17 protein-coding genes and 1 pseudogene are annotated in these 17,045 nt (G+C 51.0%); 10 read left to right on the top strand and 8 right to left on the bottom strand.

The window, feature by feature from the left end; genetic code table 11:
- Window positions 1–222 precede the first annotated feature (222 nt).
- The 5 genes and pseudogenes from VFA09_05095 to VFA09_05075 form a co-directional block, all read right to left on the bottom strand.
- Window positions 223–1,416 carry a hypothetical protein gene (locus VFA09_05095; GenBank protein ID HZU66636.1) on the bottom strand — a complete coding sequence of 398 codons (1,194 nt, stop codon included), beginning with the start codon at window positions 1,414–1,416 and terminating at the stop codon, window positions 223–225.
- Between the two features lie 104 nt (window positions 1,417–1,520).
- Window positions 1,521–2,486, bottom strand: a pseudogene (locus VFA09_05090) (winged helix DNA-binding domain-containing protein).
- A gap of 12 nt (window positions 2,487–2,498) precedes the next feature.
- Window positions 2,499–2,651 (bottom strand): hypothetical protein, encoded by a 153-nt coding sequence (locus VFA09_05085; protein ID HZU66635.1) that lies wholly within the window; start codon window positions 2,649–2,651, stop codon window positions 2,499–2,501.
- A gap of 39 nt (window positions 2,652–2,690) precedes the next feature.
- The gene (locus VFA09_05080; GenBank protein HZU66634.1) at window positions 2,691–3,062 is read right to left on the bottom strand and encodes a VOC family protein; all 372 of its coding nucleotides are present in this window, start codon (window positions 3,060–3,062) and stop codon (window positions 2,691–2,693) included.
- 286 nt (window positions 3,063–3,348) lie between these two features.
- A complete protein-coding gene (locus VFA09_05075) occupies window positions 3,349–4,437 on the bottom strand; it encodes an aminoglycoside phosphotransferase family protein (GenBank protein HZU66633.1) in 1,089 nt (362 codons plus the stop codon).
- A 330-nt stretch (window positions 4,438–4,767) separates the two neighbouring features.
- Between VFA09_05075 and VFA09_05070 the strand changes: the two genes are divergently transcribed.
- The gene (locus VFA09_05070; protein HZU66632.1) at window positions 4,768–5,301 is read left to right on the top strand and encodes a DinB family protein; all 534 of its coding nucleotides are present in this window, start codon (window positions 4,768–4,770) and stop codon (window positions 5,299–5,301) included.
- A 12-nt stretch (window positions 5,302–5,313) separates the two neighbouring features.
- The gene (locus VFA09_05065; GenBank protein HZU66631.1) at window positions 5,314–5,733 is read left to right on the top strand and encodes a nitroreductase family deazaflavin-dependent oxidoreductase; all 420 of its coding nucleotides are present in this window, start codon (window positions 5,314–5,316) and stop codon (window positions 5,731–5,733) included.
- A gap of 31 nt (window positions 5,734–5,764) precedes the next feature.
- On the opposite strand, the gene VFA09_05060 is transcribed toward VFA09_05065, so the two are convergent.
- A complete protein-coding gene (locus VFA09_05060; GenBank protein ID HZU66630.1) occupies window positions 5,765–6,634 on the bottom strand; it encodes a hypothetical protein in 870 nt (289 codons plus the stop codon).
- 247 nt (window positions 6,635–6,881) lie between these two features.
- On the opposite strand from VFA09_05060, the gene VFA09_05055 reads away from it, so the two are divergent.
- The 3 genes from VFA09_05055 to VFA09_05045 all read left to right on the top strand — a co-directional run bounded on the left by VFA09_05055 (window position 6,882) and on the right by VFA09_05045 (window position 9,848).
- The gene (locus VFA09_05055; protein HZU66629.1) at window positions 6,882–7,271 is read left to right on the top strand and encodes a nuclear transport factor 2 family protein; all 390 of its coding nucleotides are present in this window, start codon (window positions 6,882–6,884) and stop codon (window positions 7,269–7,271) included.
- Window positions 7,272–7,514: 243 nt separating this feature from the next.
- Window positions 7,515–8,501 carry a serine hydrolase domain-containing protein gene (locus VFA09_05050; GenBank protein ID HZU66628.1) on the top strand — a complete coding sequence of 329 codons (987 nt, stop codon included), beginning with the start codon at window positions 7,515–7,517 and terminating at the stop codon, window positions 8,499–8,501.
- A 192-nt stretch (window positions 8,502–8,693) separates the two neighbouring features.
- Entirely contained in the window at window positions 8,694–9,848 is a 1,155-nt protein-coding gene (locus VFA09_05045; protein HZU66627.1) for a hypothetical protein, read from the top strand.
- A 160-nt stretch (window positions 9,849–10,008) separates the two neighbouring features.
- Here VFA09_05045 and VFA09_05040 read toward each other — a convergent pair whose 3' ends face one another.
- Window positions 10,009–10,311, bottom strand: a complete 303-nt coding sequence (locus tag VFA09_05040) for a hypothetical protein (GenBank protein HZU66626.1) — start codon at window positions 10,309–10,311, stop codon at window positions 10,009–10,011.
- Window positions 10,312–10,422: 111 nt separating this feature from the next.
- The gene (locus tag VFA09_05035; protein HZU66625.1) at window positions 10,423–11,559 is read right to left on the bottom strand and encodes a hypothetical protein; all 1,137 of its coding nucleotides are present in this window, start codon (window positions 11,557–11,559) and stop codon (window positions 10,423–10,425) included.
- 330 nt (window positions 11,560–11,889) lie between these two features.
- On the opposite strand from VFA09_05035, the gene VFA09_05030 reads away from it, so the two are divergent.
- From VFA09_05030 to VFA09_05010, 5 genes are all read left to right on the top strand, one after another.
- Window positions 11,890–12,894 carry a trypsin-like peptidase domain-containing protein gene (locus tag VFA09_05030; protein HZU66624.1) on the top strand — a complete coding sequence of 335 codons (1,005 nt, stop codon included), beginning with the start codon at window positions 11,890–11,892 and terminating at the stop codon, window positions 12,892–12,894.
- Window positions 12,895–13,251: 357 nt separating this feature from the next.
- Complete coding sequence (locus VFA09_05025) at window positions 13,252–13,485, top strand: DUF1801 domain-containing protein (GenBank protein HZU66623.1); 234 nt, start codon at window positions 13,252–13,254, stop codon at window positions 13,483–13,485.
- A 276-nt stretch (window positions 13,486–13,761) separates the two neighbouring features.
- Complete coding sequence (locus VFA09_05020) at window positions 13,762–14,619, top strand: LLM class F420-dependent oxidoreductase (GenBank protein HZU66622.1); 858 nt, start codon at window positions 13,762–13,764, stop codon at window positions 14,617–14,619.
- 310 nt (window positions 14,620–14,929) lie between these two features.
- Complete coding sequence (locus tag VFA09_05015) at window positions 14,930–15,772, top strand: hypothetical protein (GenBank protein ID HZU66621.1); 843 nt, start codon at window positions 14,930–14,932, stop codon at window positions 15,770–15,772.
- A 17-nt stretch (window positions 15,773–15,789) separates the two neighbouring features.
- On the top strand, window positions 15,790–17,028 hold the full coding sequence (locus VFA09_05010; GenBank protein HZU66620.1) for a hypothetical protein: 1,239 nt from the start codon (window positions 15,790–15,792) through the stop codon (window positions 17,026–17,028).
- Window positions 17,029–17,045 lie beyond the last annotated feature (17 nt).

Raw genomic sequence — 17,045 nt, 5'->3', positions numbered from 1 at the left:
AAGAGGATCCCATAGGCGGTATCAGCTCAGAACCGGCTACACAAACTCGTCTCAAAGGCAAAGACGCTCAACCAGCGTCTGCTCAACGCGCTGACAGGGTTACACACGGCAACAGCAAAGTGCGCCGTGTGTAACCCCCGGAGATCAACCGATCCATTGGATCCGAGCCAGCGGGATGACGAAGCCTATGGCTACTGCTCCCTGACGACCGTCCATCTCGTCTCAGAGGCAAAAACGTTCAATCAGCGTATTCTCCGCGTTATTCTGATTATTGACATAGAATCCGGCTGCCCACAAGCTATTTCCGCTTGCTCCATTCGGAGGGGGTCCCGAGATTGCCAATAGGGAGTTGCTTGCGTCGCTGACATTAAAGCTTGGAATAATGACCCATGCTGTCCCATTCCACTTTATGACAAGCGTTCCACTGACGCTACTTCCTACTGCATAGACATTCGTCGCGTTTAGAGCAAAAACACCACCCAGGAAGTTGTCTCCCCCAGGTGGATTGGGACTGGGGATCACGTTCCAACCTGAGCCATTCCAATTCTCGGTGAGCGTGTCGGTGATATCCCCTGGTGAAGCCCAATAAAATCCTACGGCCCATACGTCGTTTGTCGAAACGGTTGCGACACCACGCAAAAAGTTCGCAAAAGACCCGACCGAAGGGCTGTTGACCCAACTCCAGCTTGAGCCATTCCAATGTTCGGTCAGTGTCAGGTTGTGATCGTTCGTGTTGGAGTAGTTTCCAACGGTCCAGATGTCATTTGGAGAGACGGCCGCCACCGAGTCCAGGGCGTTTTCTGCCGCGCCCGGATCTGGGCTTGTGTAGACGGTCCACTGCGTGCCATCCCAGTGTTCAATCAGGATGTCGTCTTGCGTCTGGCTCTTATTGATCTCCTCACCAACGAACCAGACATTATAGGAAGAAATAGCATCAACTCCGTTCAGATAATTGAAACCCGTGCCAGGATTGGGATGGGGTATCAGACTCCACTGCGAACCATCCCAGTGTTCGATAATCGACTGAGTGTAGCCTGTAGAGTCGTATCCTACAGCCCAGATATCGTTTGCGGAGTCGGCCGATATACCGTAGAGATAGTTGTTTGCCGACCCGACATTAGGGCTGGATACCAGACTCCACTGCAAGCCATTCCAGTGTTCGATCAACGTGTCCGCTAAATTGGTCTGACCATTGACATAACTTCCGGCTGCCCAGACATTATTCTCGGAAACATAGGTGATTCCGCGCAAAATGTTCAATGAGCCTGGATTAGGGCTAGGCACGATACCACTCGTACAATTTGCTACGCGCAGATGAGTGGCAGATATGGCTCCGGCCGATCCTGTTCCCATAAGCAAAGCAATCAGCGCTACAGTGAAAACCCACGGTCCAAAGAACTTCTTGAAGTGTTTCATCGCTTACCTCCTTGACGAACAGGGATGCCCTCGATTCATTTTTTTCTCCATCGCACCACTCACAACATCTCAACATAGCATATCACAAAATGCTCATCTTTTAACTATCCACTATTTTCAAACTCTACAGCAGCTTTCGTACCTAAAAAGGTGCCTAACCGTTCTGCTTCTGCCTCAATATCGTGCTTGAGGGAAGCCGTGGGTGTCGAGAACATGCGCACTTTGACGGTTGTCTGTGTACGTTGGGTTTTATATTCCCAAACTCCTTTTATATAGCCGTTGAGCAGGACGACGGCGGAAATCCAACCTTGTGGACGAAAAACGAGGCTTTTATATGCGCCGGGTAAATGAGCTTCACTGTTGCGACCAGGCCCAAATGTGTATGCATCAAATAGCGGCAGCAACCTTACCTCACAGGATGTGGAAAGGTTTTGCATTGGCTCAAGCGTTGTTCGTAGAGCGAATGCATGCCAGCCTTCTACATTCACTTCTGCAAGCTCGTTTTCTAGAGAGCGGAAAAGTTTTCTCGCGGGCACGAGTCCTACCCCCCACCAGGAAGCAAAGTTTTCGGCTGTAGCGGGACCGTAGGTACGAAGATAGCGACGCGCAATCTCTTGCAGCGCGGCGTATGGCTCGAAAGACTGCCAGTTGTGAATCCACTTTTTGGGATTCACAAAGGTGACGTTTTGACCCTGGTTTGGCCCGAAACACAGGTCTCCTCGAAGCGCCGGGGGTTTTAAAGGCGAACCCCAGTTGGAGGACGTGATTAATGGACCGAGTTTTGGGATGCCTGGAGAACTGACGAGGGCGCTTGCGAGTTCTTCGCGCGTCATTGGTACGCTGCCTAAAATATGAGGAACGGCATCAATAAAAGCAGCATACTCAGCCGGCGTGATCCCATAATAGGAAAAATAATATTCCCAGTTGCGAGCTGGATAGGTGCTGCGTGCTGCTACATAGAGTGGGAATTCGCTGGCGGATAGTAGATGTAGCGTGCAGCGCATTGCCCAGGTCTTCACAAGCGAGTGATCCTGCCAGAGAGCCGCTTTCACATCTTGCGCCAGAAGTCCATCTGTTCGGGCTCACAATGCCAACTCGGCGGCAGACATCACCTGAGCCTGAATGCCACCCGTTTGCGTCACGGCCATGATGAAATCCTGGCGTTTCAAACGCTCTGATAGAGCGTGTTGCGATAGCCGCCAGCTATTCACCTGCTCCCACTTCAGGAATTTCACAGACTTTCCCTTGTTTGAAACCCTGATGTGAAAGAGATGTTACCAGGCAGGCGCCCAGACGCCAAATTCGTTGCCGTCGGGATCGGCGAACTGCGCCCATTTGCCCCAGGGTTGAGTGGCCAGCTCTTGCGTAATATTGACTCCACGCGCTTTGAGTGTCGCGAAGGTCTCTTCGATATTGTCCGTATGCAGCACGTAGCCGGTGAACCCGGTTCTGTCGGTGGCGCTCTGGCCGCGTAGTCCAAGCATGATATGGGTTTGCGCTCCTGGAGGAGCTACTTCGACCCAGCGTTCTGTTTCGCTCATGGGCTGGTCGTCGATCTTTTCAAAGCCGAGTGTGTTGACGTAGAAGTCGAGCGCCTTATCCTGGTCGCTGACACCTACGGTGACGGTGCCGATTTTTGTGAACATAGATACCTCCTATTTGTTCATCATTTCTTTCCAGCTTCAATGATAACTGATAAAGAACAAAATTTCAAGTTACCGGAGTACTTTTGTGCCAGACATCGTTATAGGCCGGACGAATCAATTGATCAATGACCCGGTGCCGGTGATGAATTTTCACCACCCCAAACTGCCATGCCCTCATGTCATTCTGAGGGCAAGAAGCCGAAGCCCTGAGGAACGAAGGGGAAGAATCTCTCGCCGGAGTCGCCCAGCCATCCCGATTTCGGTCAACTTGCCCACTTCTGGAGAATCACCAGTCAGGTTTCTCTCGCTCAGCCAGCTCTCTCCCGATTCCCGAAACCATTCGAGTGGGAATGCTGAGATTTGCGGGCAGGTAGGTTGAGGTTTGCATGGCCGCCTCAATCTCGCCACCTGCTAGCAGTATCGATTCAAATAAACGGACGGAATCGGCTTTTGTTTCTTCTCCCAGGTCGTCCCGCGAAAACACTTCCTGGGCGCAGGCGATCAGGTCTTGAATCACCCGTTCATAGCGGAAGTAGGTGAGCGCAACCCAGTCGATTTCCGTCTTCCCATATCCCTGAAAAAAAGCCATGCTGCCGGGCAGCGCCTCGCTATCGGTAGCCGATGCCTTGATGAAGAGGAAATCACGTTCTTTGGGCGCCAGCATCACCTCGTCCCAGTCAATTACATGCACATGACCGGCATGATCACGCAGCAGATTGGCCGGGTGCAGGTCCGCGTGACAGATGACATAGGGCAGCGCTCGCGACCGGAGTACTTCCGCCAGCTTTTCCAGGGCATTGACAACCATATCAATGCTGCGCTCATGGCCTATCCACAAGGAGCGAAGAGCGCGCCTGGAGGCGCTTTCCTCGCCAGAAGCAGCGAGATGTTGGACCTCGAAAGTGCGCACCCATTGGGCGTATTCTGATGGATCAAAGGTTTCCTTGCGCACGGATTCAAAGCCAGAAGGCGCTAGCTTGACCGCGTGGATGCGTTGGAACGTCCTTCCGGCCTCTTTCCATTGCTCATCTATCATCCCCGTCCAACTTGTGTCACCGTCGATGAAAGGATAGACAATTACCCTCCATTTCTCGATGTTTGCCCACAAAGCATGACTCCTGGTTGGAAGAGGAGCTACAACTGCTGAAATCCCCTGGTCCCGGAGATAGCGCGGCACAAGACAGGCCGGCTCGTAAAGATGGCGAGATGTGACTTTGAGCAGGTAAGCGATTCCCTGCTCGCTTGCAACCCGGTAGACTCCCGCCTGGTAATCCAGTCCCACAGGAAGATACTCAAGTGCGACGGCACGCAGGTTATAGCGATCCCATAAACAGGCTCGCAGGCTTTCCTCTGAAATATCTGGTTGCTCGCGCATAGTTACAACAGTTTCATCCTATCTTTTCTTTGGTTATCAGCAATGATCAGTATACCCAGGTTTTAGGGTAGAGGCAAGAAGATAGAGTAGGTTGGGTAATGGAAGCTCGAGCGGCTGCACAACTGCGGGCGAGAGATTCTTCGTTGCACTCAGAATGACATGCTCCACCATGTCATTCTGAGTGCAACGAAGAATCTCTCGCCCACTTATGGGTAATCATCAGGATAGAGGGAATCCCCGACAGGACGAATGGAGTATATTTGCAACCCCGTTCGAAATCAGGTACAATTTTGGCGGCTATGATACGACAAATTTTTAGGGAGGGAAACGATGACGACTCGTTCAGAAATTCTGGATACTCTTGCTGCCTCGCAAGAACAGGTTACTGCTTATTTCCAGGGGCTGAGCCAGGAAGACCTCGAACGCCCATGTACGGAGAGCGGAGTTCCTGGTGCGGCACCATGGCGAGCAAAAGATCACTTCGCCCACCTGGCACAGAATGAGCGCAATATTCAAGTATTACTACGCCTCACGCTCAAGGGTGAGACCAGCTTACCAGGTGGCATGGGCGGCGCGATGAGCAGAGAAGAAAGGCTGGCCGCCTCAAATCGGCGCAATCAAGACTACGTCGATGCTCACCACGACGACAGTATGGAGGCACTTTTCGCGGATGTAGCCGCGGCACGCCAGGAAACACTCGATCTCCTTGCGCAGTTCACGGATGAACAACTGGCCGCTCCTGCCTCGATCTCCTTTGTAGGTGACAGGACTGCCGGTGAGCTGTTCGCGGCGAACGCCCACCACGCGGCAGCGCATATTCGGTGGATTGAAGAGGGATTGCGGCAGGGTCTCCAGGACCATTGACCAGGAGAAAAAATGACTGATCAAAAAGACTACAATCGCCAGCTGGTTGAAGATTTTCGCGCCAACCGCGGCAATCCCGATAGTCCGTTCAAGAACAGACCACTGCTCTTGCTCACAGCCACCGGAGCCAGGAGTGGTCAGCCGCGCACAACACCAATGATGTATGTTCCTGATGGCGACCGCCTGCTTGTTATCGCCTCCAATGCCGGTGCGCCAAAACATCCTGACTGGTACTACAATCTGGTAGCTCACCCTGAAGTCACAGTCGAGGTTGGCTCCGAGACTTATGATGCTACTGCCAGCGTCGTAGAGGGTGAGGAGCGCCAGAGAGTGTGGAATCGGATCGTGGAGTCATATCCCTTTTTCGCCGATCATCAAGCGAAGGTGACACGCCAGATTCCGGTGGTTGCGCTTATACGGCGAGAAAGCTGATGATGGGGCCGGAAAGCGCTTTCCGGCCCCATCATGCTTCCTTAGACCACATAGGGTTGCGCATCTGATTAAAAATACTCTGCTGCACCTCCACCCCCTGCGATTGGCCGATGTCCGGCAAAGGTCTTGTAGCCATCTCCTTCTTTGTCTCTTCTAAATCCTTCAGCGCCATTTCGCGATTGCGCGGGATTCTGATGGCTTTGAACTCCTCTTCGGCCTTTTTGAAGTGCTCATCCGGCGTGCCTCCTGGGGCCGCCCATTGCTTTTCATACACTGCCCACGTAATATAAATCTCACCCTTTATATAATGGCCGAAATTCTGTTCTAACCTGGCCCGATTTGACACGCCCGGAGCCATAGCATTGTCTACCACTTGCAGCGCCTCCTCAAACTTTTTATTACCGCTATCGAAGTCTGATTGCATAAAGAAAATAGTGCCCCAACTGCTGGTCAGGCGTGCCAGGAAACTCGAATCATTTTTGTCGCATACCTCGGTAGCCTTTTTCGCGTAGCGATTCGCCATCTCAAATTCCCCGATATTGGCGTTAGAAGCCGCTAAGGTGTTATATTCGACAGGTGTTACCAGCCCTTCAATCTTACTGACGAGAAATGTTGCCTGACCCAGCAGAGAAACGTATTGTTGACTGAGCATGCTGCTTGCATATTTGCCTTGTGCAAAGTTACCACTACTTCCAGATCCCGGCTGTTGCGCCATTTGAACTCCGGTCGCAAATAGCTGGTTGAAAGTATCGGTCAGCTGAGACCGAATCGTGCGTTGCTCGTCAGCTTTTCCACTTCTCGCTGTCTGTACCGCAAGTACTATCGAGAGGATGAAGGCCGATAAAGCGACGAATAGCCCGCCTGAACTGGTAAAAATATCCACGTAATCTTTGAGTTGCATGGTTCCCTCTCCGTTATTGCTCTTCAAATACCACAAACATGCCTTCAGCACTCCTGTAAATCTTTACAAACAGGTAACTTGTGAAATGTTGCATATTCTCTGAAGAGATTATACTCATTGCTTCAATGAAATTCAATCTGATTTGCTTGACAGGTCAGCAGCAAGATAGGTATAGTGTTAATGTGCATTCTTTGTCGTAGCAGAAAGACCAGCCTGGAAGAGTTCCAGGAGTAAGGAAGGGCTTCCCATGTCCATCGAAGACAACAAAGCGCTCATACTTAGCCTCTATAACGCGAGACAGCAGGGAAATTTCGCCCTATTGGACCAGATCATCTCGCCGGACTTTATCACCCTCCTTCCCGGCAGTCCACAACCTCTACGCGGTTCAGAGGGAATCAAACAGATGATCATCCATTTCAACAATACTTTTCATGGCGTCAACACGGCCATTAACGATCAGATTGCCGAGGGAGACAAAGTGGTGGTTATTTACACTACCAGTGCCACAACCTCGGTACCCGTGATGGGCATGCCTCCTGGCCAGCAACTAAGGGTTGTGGGCATCGATGTCTGGCAGGTCATGAATGGCAAAGTCGTCAATTATTTCGGTCTCTCGCAGCCCATCCCTAATGCGTAGATGGCCATTGGAGTTTGCGTTTCTCCCTCATCTATACCTCTTATATGCAAAGATGAAGCGGTTCGCTCTTTACTTGAGAAGCAGCATATCATAATAATGATATCTTGTATAGCTGTGTTCGTACATGCGATACTGATCGGGTGTATTTAGCTTGCAATATTCATGACAGAAGATGTCATATAAAAGGAACTATACTCTCAAAAAGGCTCCGATCTCCACGAGCCTGCCTGAAGGAGAGAGATAATGGACAAAAAAGAGTTAGCGGCCGTCTTTGATGAGGCTGAAAAAGATCAGAGTCTCAATGGAGCCATTCTCGTTTCTCAGAATGGAGAAGTGCTATTTGAGAAAGCATACGGGTACGCGAGCTGGCAGTTGGGTGTTCCAAATACGCTTGAAACAAAATTTCATATCGCCTCTGTTACCAAAATGTTTATCGCGATGGCGGCGCTGAAGCTCTACGAACAAGGATTGATAGAGCTTCGTGCAAGGCCGGCGGACTATTTGCCTGAACTGGCTGTACTCAATAAGGATATCACGCTGCATCACCTTTTATCCCATACATCCGGCTTGCAGGATATTTATGACGTTCCACATCTCAGATTTGAAATGTACAGACTCAAGAAAGAACAGCAAAATCTCCTCTCCTATCTCGTGAAACTGCCGCTGTTGTTTCCCGTGGGAGAACGATGGAGTTACAGCAGTACCGGCTACATTTTAATGGGGTATATCATGGAGGAAGTGACAGGCTTATCATTCGCCGCATTGATGCACCAGTTAATTCTCGCGCCTCTCTCCATGACAAATACCGGCCAGGATTCTCCGCGCAGGATTAATCCAGGCCGTGCATACGGTCACACCATGTGGAATGGTGAACTGAGCAATGCCAGCAACGACAGGTTGAGCATGTTTGAGGAGGCGCCCGGCGAGCTTTACTCCACGGTGCTGGATTTAAAAAAATGGTGCGATGCGCTATTCAGCTGCCCGCTTGTTTCGTCAGAAACCTTAAAGCTGATGTTCACACCTTACGGCCAGGTCGATCAATCGCTGCATTACGGGTATGGATGCTTTCTTGCCCCTCGCTTTCGCATGCATGGTGGAGGAACGCCGGGTTTTCTCGCGCGCATCCGGCAATACCCAGAGCAGAAAGTGAGTATTATTCTGCTCTTTAACTCTGATCATATGAACGTGGAGAAGATAATCAAGGTACTTGAGCCACTGATAGTTGGATAAGGCTTGTACTTTTTGACTCCACAATTTCGGAATTTTTCTGATCCTTTGCATGCACTCCATTGATCAGATATACTTAGCATTGGGATCCATTGATCGTTTGCATATTCAGGCTCAAGTACTTGTCTGGTTGCCGTATCCAGGGTCTTTTCTTATTGTCATGTTCAGCCTATCGACCTTACAATGGAGGTTGCCATGATCAGAACCAGGATTTTGCCCAACAAACAATTCCTCGTAGCCTTTTTAATGAGCCTGCTGGCCCTTTTGCCATTGCCAGCAGCTAGAGCCAATGCTCTGGCAGTCGCGCAATCTTGTGGCCAATGGAGCATTACCCGCAGCCCCGATCCGAGTACTATGCTCAGCCTGGATGGCATTGCCGCTATTTCTCCCCAGGATGTCTGGGCGGTTGGTTATTTCATTGATTTGCAGGGTTCCAATAGAGCTCTTACTGAACACTGGAATGGAAACCGCTGGATCAATGTTTCCAACCCTGACCCCGGCACTTCCAGGAGCTATCTGGATGGGGTGGCAGGCGATTCACCTACCGACATCTGGGCGGTGGGAGGCACCGCGGCAGGGAACTGGGAACACCAAAAAACGTTGATTGAGCACTGGGATGGTAAAAGCTGGAGTATGCTTCCCAGCATACCGGGAAACCTGAATGGGGTGAGCATTCTCTCACCCAGCAACATCTGGGCGGTAGGCTATCGAACAGGTAAAACATTGATCGAGCAGTGGAATGGGTCGCAATGGCAAGTCGTCCCGAGCCCCAGCCCGGGCAAATACGGCAATAGCCTGGATTCAGTGACGGCTCTCACCTCCTCGGATATCTGGGCGGTTGGACAGTATTCTATGACACAATTCGGCTATCAAAGCTTGATTGAGCATTGGAATGGCACGCAATGGAGTGTCGTCAAGAGCCCTGATCTGGGTAGTCGTCCTTATGAGCTGCGGGCCGTCTCGGCTGTCTCTGCCAACGATATCTGGGCCGTGGGTGACTATGTGACTGCTCCGGGCGATATCTTGTTGACCCTCGCTGAGCATTGGAATGGGAAACAATGGAAGGTTGTCCCTACTCCCAGTCCAACGGGTGATGACGCGCTGCTCGGAGTTGCGGCTATTTCGACCGCGGATGTCTGGGCAGTTGGAGATTATTCCCCTGGCGGTCAGAATCTCATCGAACAATGGAATGGGACGGCCTGGAATATCTTCCCCAGCCCGTTCCGGCGTGGAGCGATCAGTGGCTTGAGCGCGGTATCTGCCGACTCCGCTACCGATGTCTGGGCGGCAGGAATCGATATTAACAAGCATAACTTCACCTATCACACGCTGATCGAGCACTATTGTTAAGCGAGGCATGTAGTGACCAGGCAACAGGTAGCGTTTCGCTGGAGCAATTACAACATGGGTCATGCTGGACATTGACGAGTAGGCCCGTCGTCCTGGTAAGGGCGCACCCTGGCTGGTCGCCCTCGAAGATCCCACTCGTCAAGGTCCAGGTTGACCGGTGCTATCCCTGTTGCTGGTATCCCATCTCATAGCCCGCCTGCGCCTGTTCTCCCCAGCGGGAATCTTTCGGTGAGGAAAAATCTGTTGCCTGGAAGTCGGGTTGCCTGTATTTTTTCTGCTCTTGTAGCTTCAGTTGCAAGCGCAGCTCCTCGTTGCGCAGTTCCTGAAGTTTCTGGCTCGCCCGGATGCGAACTTTGTAAAATTCCAGCAAAATGCCAAGGACGATGCTGACAATGCTGATGATGAAAAGCGCCAGGACGACCGTTGTCCAGAAGTTATCCGACAGTATTTTCAAGAAATCCATAAACGTTCCCTCGCAAACTTGAAATGAATGGTGCATCAGGTGATGACAGGTTCGACTCATTTCTAATACGAGAGAACGTTCTTAAAGTTGCGCTTTTCTTCGACGAGCTAGCTAACAATAGAACTCGATCAACGTCCGTTGGGCGCTGTTTGGTGGAATATAAGTACCTACTGCCCAGAAATCACCCGCCGGAGTTGCGGCTACTCCATAGAGATAGCTATAAGGCAGTGTGGGATTGGCAACGTTGCTCCAGTGCGTCCCATTCCAGTGATAGGTCGCTGCCTGTTGCAGATCGTAGAAATTACCTACCGCCCAGACGTTGTTGGTAGCAGCGGCGGCCACCCCATTCAGCTGGCCTGTCAGGTTGCCTTTTCCCTCTGGACTATGTACAGCTTTCCACTGGGTACCATTCCAATGTTCGGTCAAGGTATACGGTGGAGAATCGTAGCAATTTCCCCACTCAGAGCCTACTGCCCAGACATCGTTGCTAGAGATAGCTGTGACACCACCGAATGCTGGCAGGCAGGCGTTAGGAGGAGGCGGATTGCCGACCTGGCTCCAGCTTGTGCCATCCCAATGCTCAATTAGCGCCTCGCGAGGATCATGGTTGAGCGTATAGCCCACCGCCCAGACATCGTTGGTAGAGATGGCTGTTACCGCGGACAGGAACGTGCTGGAATTCGGGTTGGGAACGATGCTCCATTGGGTACCATTCCAGTGCTCAATGATCGGGGCATATGTTCCAATGTCTCCAACAGCCCAGATGTCATTCGCGCTTACGGCCGATACCCCTGTCAGTTGGGCCGCGCTGTTCGGGCTTTTGACCAGGCTCCATTTGTGTCCATTCCACTGCTCGATGATCGTCGTGTAGTTGGGATATTCCCCTGAGTATCCGACCGCCCAGACGTCGTTCGTCGACACGGCCGTTACGCTAAAGAGTATGGGATAAAAGTTACCAATTGATGGACTTTTGACAACACTCCATTGGGTGCCATTCCAATGTTCGGTGAGCGTAGCACTGCCAGTCGTGCCCACCGCCCAGACGTTGTTGGGCGAAATAGCTGTGATACCATACAAGCTATTCTCCCCGTTTCCCACACTTGGGCTTTTGACGACGCTCCACTGGCCGCAACTTTGTGCCATTGCGGCGGCATTGGCCCCCGTCAATTGCAGCAGGATTATGACCAGCATACCGAGAAATAAGCCTCGCCCCGCGAATTGCTTGAGAAAAATACGAATTCCTTTCATAAAGTCCTCCCGTGAATGAATTGTAACAACCAGGTGGAGCAATCCTGATTAACTTTGGCAAGCGAATCGGATCATACCCCTGTCCCTACAGGATGCGAGTTGCATTTCTACTTTGGCAAAGCAGCCCTGGTGGACGCTAACAACTACTCCCCTCAACTGCTAGTACGTGGATGGGTTACATTTCTTTTTGTATCAGATTCTCTTACACTTAATTTACATTTTCATGCGCTTTTTTTGATTATCCTGGAGTATCTTATGAATACACAAAGATCACGGAAACGTGTATGGTAATAAATCGTGTGCTTGAGCAGAAAGCAGGGGATGACAAAAATGGTTGAACAAGAAAATGAATTTTATGTGCCTTATGGATATCGCGTACCAACGCAGCCTTTAACTCCTGCGCCAGCAGAGATCATAGATAGCAACCCGCCAGCGACAGGCTGGGCAGTGCAACAATCATACCAGCCACCCAGGGATCCATGGGGGCAGATGCAGACTCCGCCGCCGGCGCCTCCACAGAAACCACCCAGGCGAGCTGGTCGAACGGCAGCAATCGTACTCCTGGCGCTTGTACTCGCTGCCATTTTCGGTGTAGGCCTGTTCGCCGGTTGGCAGTTCTCTAACTACCACAACAATACGGGCACAACTGCACCGGGGGCTACATCATCGTCAACCACACCGGCGCAATCCAATGGTTCCTCATCCAGCGCGAATTCAATTCAGGCGCAGCAAGAGGCGGCCATTGCGAAGATAGAACCGTCCGTCGTTGAGCTCGAGGTGACAACTTTCCAGGGGCAGGCCATCGGTTCCGGGGTTATTATCGATTCGAATGGCGATATCGTGACGAACAACCATGTCGTCAGCGGCGAACAGAGCATTCGGGTCGTGCTTAGTAACGGCCAGGCGGAACAGGGTCAACTTGTAGGAACGGATGCGGCGGATGATCTCGCGGTTGTACGCATCACACCATTCGCCCATATGGTGGTGGCGCAGATCGGCGATTCGTCACAACTTGCGGTTGGTCAAGAGGTGCTGGCTGTCGGCAACCCGCTCGGCATCACCGAGACAGCTACCCAGGGCATCGTAAGCGCTCTGAACCGCAGCGTCACCGAGTCGAACGGTGTTACCATCTCCAATGCCATCCAGACGGACGCGCCGATTAATCCTGGCAATAGCGGCGGCGCTCTGATCAACTTGCAGGGACAGCTCGTAGGTATCCCAACTCTGGGAGCAGTCAATACCGAGTCTAATACACCCGCGAACGGACTGGGGTTCGCGATCCCATCCAATACCGTAAAAACAGCCGTGCAGCAGATTCTCCAGAACGGCAGGTAAATACATCTGATCGCCCTGGCGCCTCCAGCGTGATCCTTTTGCTCCGCGGTGTGCCGCACACTGGAGTGCGGCCTCGCCCGGACGAGGAGAGGGAGTAGTATCCCGGGATACTACTCCCTCTCCTCGTCCGGGCGGGATCGCTGTCAAAAAAAGTTCGTTTTGCCATTGCTTTTTGGGCCAAAATATGTTATAATTACTCTGTTACTTCAAAAAGACCTCGCGTTTTAGATGCGCGAGGTTTTCTTTTACTTCGCTAACCCATTCATCGCACCTTCTAGATGTACCAACGTATGGCTACCGGTCTCATTACTTATCTATCAACAAGCGGGGCTGGTAGAAGAGAGCAGGAAACGGCACATGAATCCACCTGAACTTATCGACAAACGAATCGCAGAACTTGCCGGCTGGCGCGGCCAGATGTTTGCCCAACTGCGCAATCTTATCCACGAGGCCGACCCCAATATCATTGAGGAATGGAAATGGAATACCGCGGTATGGTCTCACAATGGGCCTGTTTGCTCTGTTGCTGCATCAATTGCTAACTTATTTACAGGTGAACTGCTGCATATTCATCTTGCCTTCCCCTCCTGATGTTTCCTTCATAAGCGAAATAGCTCTCCCTCCATTCTTCCTCACTCGTTAAAACTTTGTAACGCCACGGTATATTCATTTCTGCGAGAAATCTGTTACATGATAGAGCGCAATAGTACCATGAAAAAGAGGGCTGCACCTTTCGCTTCGATTGGAAAAATTCATTAGGGACAGGCCGCTGTCCCTATATTTGGATGTGGTCACCAGTACATGCTATCATTAAGGCTGTTAGCAGTTTTGTAGCAAGGGATATCGTCATGCGTAAGGAGATTGGGCATGTATGTAGGAGTTGTTTTTCCGCAGAATGAGATCGGCGCGGACCCGGCGGCCATTCGCGAATATGCACAGACCGTCGAGGAATTGGGTTACGACCACCTCATGGCCTATGACCACGTGCTGGGCGCTGATCCCACGAATCGACCGGGCTGGCGGGGCTATACCTATAAAGATTTATTTCACGAGCCGTTTGTGCTTTTTGGATACCTGGCAGCTTTGACAAAGCTCGAGTTAGTCACAGGCGTGATTATCCTGCCACAGCGGCAAACGGCGCTGGTTGCCAAGCAGGCGGCAGAAGTGGATGTGTTGAGTGGCGGGAAGATGCGCCTGGGCATCGGCGTTGGCTGGAATCCGGTGGAGTATGAAGCACTGGGCATGGATTTCCACAAACGCGGGCGCGTGATAGAGGAGCAAGTCGAGGTGCTGCGCCTGCTCTGGAGCCAGGAGATCGTTACCTACAAGGGCCGGTTCCATACGATCAGCGAAGCCGGGCTTAATCCGCTGCCCGTGCGCCGTTCGATTCCGATCTGGATGGGTGGAACCGCGGATGTATTGCTGCGCCGGAGCGCCCGACTCGCGGACGGCTGGTTTCCACAGGGACAGCCGGATGCGCAAATGCAAGAGGCCATTGGACGCCTGCGTAACTATCTGCGCGAGGCCGGGCGCGACCCTGAAGCGTTTGGCATCGAGCCGCGGATAAATGCCGGGGATGGAGATACCCGGCGCTGGCTGGATGAGACAAAGCGCTGGCAGGAACTGGGCGCAACGCACATTTGCATCAATACGATGGGCGCGGGTTTCACCTCGCTCCGGCAGCATCTTGAGGCTCTCCGGCGATATAAGGATGCTCTCGGTTAACTGTCCGCAGCTATGTAAAAGTCCAGCCAGGTGAGTCAATCTGGTAGGCTACTTTCACACAATTAGCTTGTTGTCGCGACTTTTACGTAGCCCTGATTTGCCGTCTAGCGCGCTTCCAGTATGCTTGTCAGTGTGTTATAATGACCGCGGTCATACGTGTAATATACATGTAGCATTACCAGGGCTGGTTTCCTTGTGTATCGTCCTCCATAGTTGATAAAGTTGAAGTGTTATAATGGGTAGAGTACCGTTAGCAGAACACATTTCGGTAAGCTCGGATTTGATTAAGTATGTCCGAGAAAGAAGGTCTATGATTCGGGAAGCGGCTGAAAGTATCTCTATTACGGAACGTGCTTTAGAGCTGCAGGTATTGCTCTATCTGCCCCGCTTAATGCGGGAGTACGGCAATCCATTTCCCGGTGATCATGCTTTCTTCGACGAGATCAGAAGATTACTTCACCTTATCAAGAGCCGCGTAAATCCCTATGCACATTGGCAGGATGAGCCTGAGACGCCGCTAAACAATCTTCATGCTACCAGATTTGTGGAAATACCGGAGAGGGAAGCGCGTATTATTCATGAATCTTTTCATTACCTGTCATCGTTTCGCCCCGATAGTAGAAGTTTTGGCCTGAGGACACTTGATGAAAACCGCCTGGCGTCGCTGATCACCATCTCACCTTTTGACCTGGAACATATAACACCGTTGCCCGAAGGAGTTAGCAGGTCGAATGTGCTGGTCGTCTCGCGTGTCTTTTGCTTTGATTGGGTGCCAATGAACACAGTTTCCTATATGATGGGCCATATGTATAGGCATCTGAGATTGATTTACCCGAACGTACAATTACTGCTTACCTATATCAATCCGAACCTTGCATTTATGGGTTCATCACTCAAAGCAGCAAACTGGGTCTTGTTCGGTTACGAGCAGGGAACCCGCTACGCTTACATCGATAAAGAATACACAACTGATCGCGAGCTGGTACGATATCATCGTACTGCGGACCCCTCACAGCTGCAAAGCATGCTGGGGGATCGGTTTGAAGTGACCCGTGTCAGGCTGGATCCCCTGCAGCTGTATGCGTACTTTTTAGATAAAGAGCTCTATGCCCGGTACTCACAAGGATTTGAATTTGTATTTGAAAGGCCGTAAGGTTGAAGTTCTCCTTTATGTCTTTCGGACAAAAACCGGTTCCTGGAGACAATGAAATCTCGCCCCAGGCAGGGCAAGAGGTTATTGTCATTGCGACTTCAACTCCTCCAGATCGTCCGGCATACAGGAGAGATCTCCTCAGTTGTCTCTGCTATCCAGATGGTACATATATACGTTTCAGCTATCGTCTGCGCTGGATAGAAGAAAGCTTGATGAAGCTGTGGATCGAGCAATATCGCTCTCAAGCGTCGCAGAGGATAAAAAGTATTCCTGCGCTCATCGTCTTCTGTGATATTCCCGAATCGTTGGATCAAGATTTTAAATTTCTTCCTCTGCGTTATGCTCATTTTGAGGGCTTTGAACCACCTGAGATTCTGGAGCGTGCTGACCTGGATGTCCAGGTTGCAGTTCGTTTCAGGCTTGATCGTTTTGTCTATTTTGTTCCATCAGACATCGAAAAGCAGCGCGAAAAATGGCAGACCTGGATGCTTAACCAGAATGGCAAGCATCCACGGCCCATCCGCCCAGAAAGTATTAAAACCAGCAGGACAAATCTTGTTTTCACTGCCAGCCGCTTCGAGGAAGGTCCGAAAGAACTGGAGGAAGTTTCATGGGTAAGACTTTCCGAGCAAATATCCGCAGCCAGAACCATGCAAGGTTGCTCGTTATTTCGACTCATCGGAATTTATGAAGCCTCTTCTCCCTCAAGAAGAAAGCATGTACGCATAAAGGAGCAATACGGCCATAGGTGTTACGTGTTTGAAGCTGGAAAATCCTATATTATCAATCTACAATTTTATCTTGATGGCGGACGAGCTCGTATTCCAAAGTCATTGACAACCCATGTTTCCACAAAAGCTATCCTCTTAAGTAGCCCATTGATTAAAAATATTGGCTTGAGTACTGAAGTCGAGATCATTGTCAATACCAGTAAGGTATATGCAGGAGAAATAGCCACGCTTGTTATCGAGGATGCTGTTGATAGGAATAAGGATATTCCACAAATGGCGCGTGCGGAATTCGTTGTCCTGCTGCGACCGGAACGATGGCTACCCCTGGTCGTTCTATTGGTTGCTTTCGGTACGTTTTTTACAAGCGTCTCGCCAGAAATGGTGGGGGATGCCCTGACCTTATTGCATGCCAGTACCGTGATAGCAAAAGATATTTCATTGATTGCGTACTTCATCAAGGGTCTGGGTTCAGTGCTTGTAGCTGTAGGAGCATATCTGGGCTTCAGGAAATTGCCCTCAGGATAGATAAGGTACAACCAATT

The sequence above is a fragment of the Ktedonobacteraceae bacterium genome (assembly GCA_035653615.1).
Classification (GTDB): Bacteria; Chloroflexota; Ktedonobacteria; order Ktedonobacterales; family Ktedonobacteraceae; genus DASRBN01.
The sequence above is the reverse complement of the archived record's forward strand: the minus strand, read 5'-3'. Positions and strand labels throughout refer to the sequence as shown.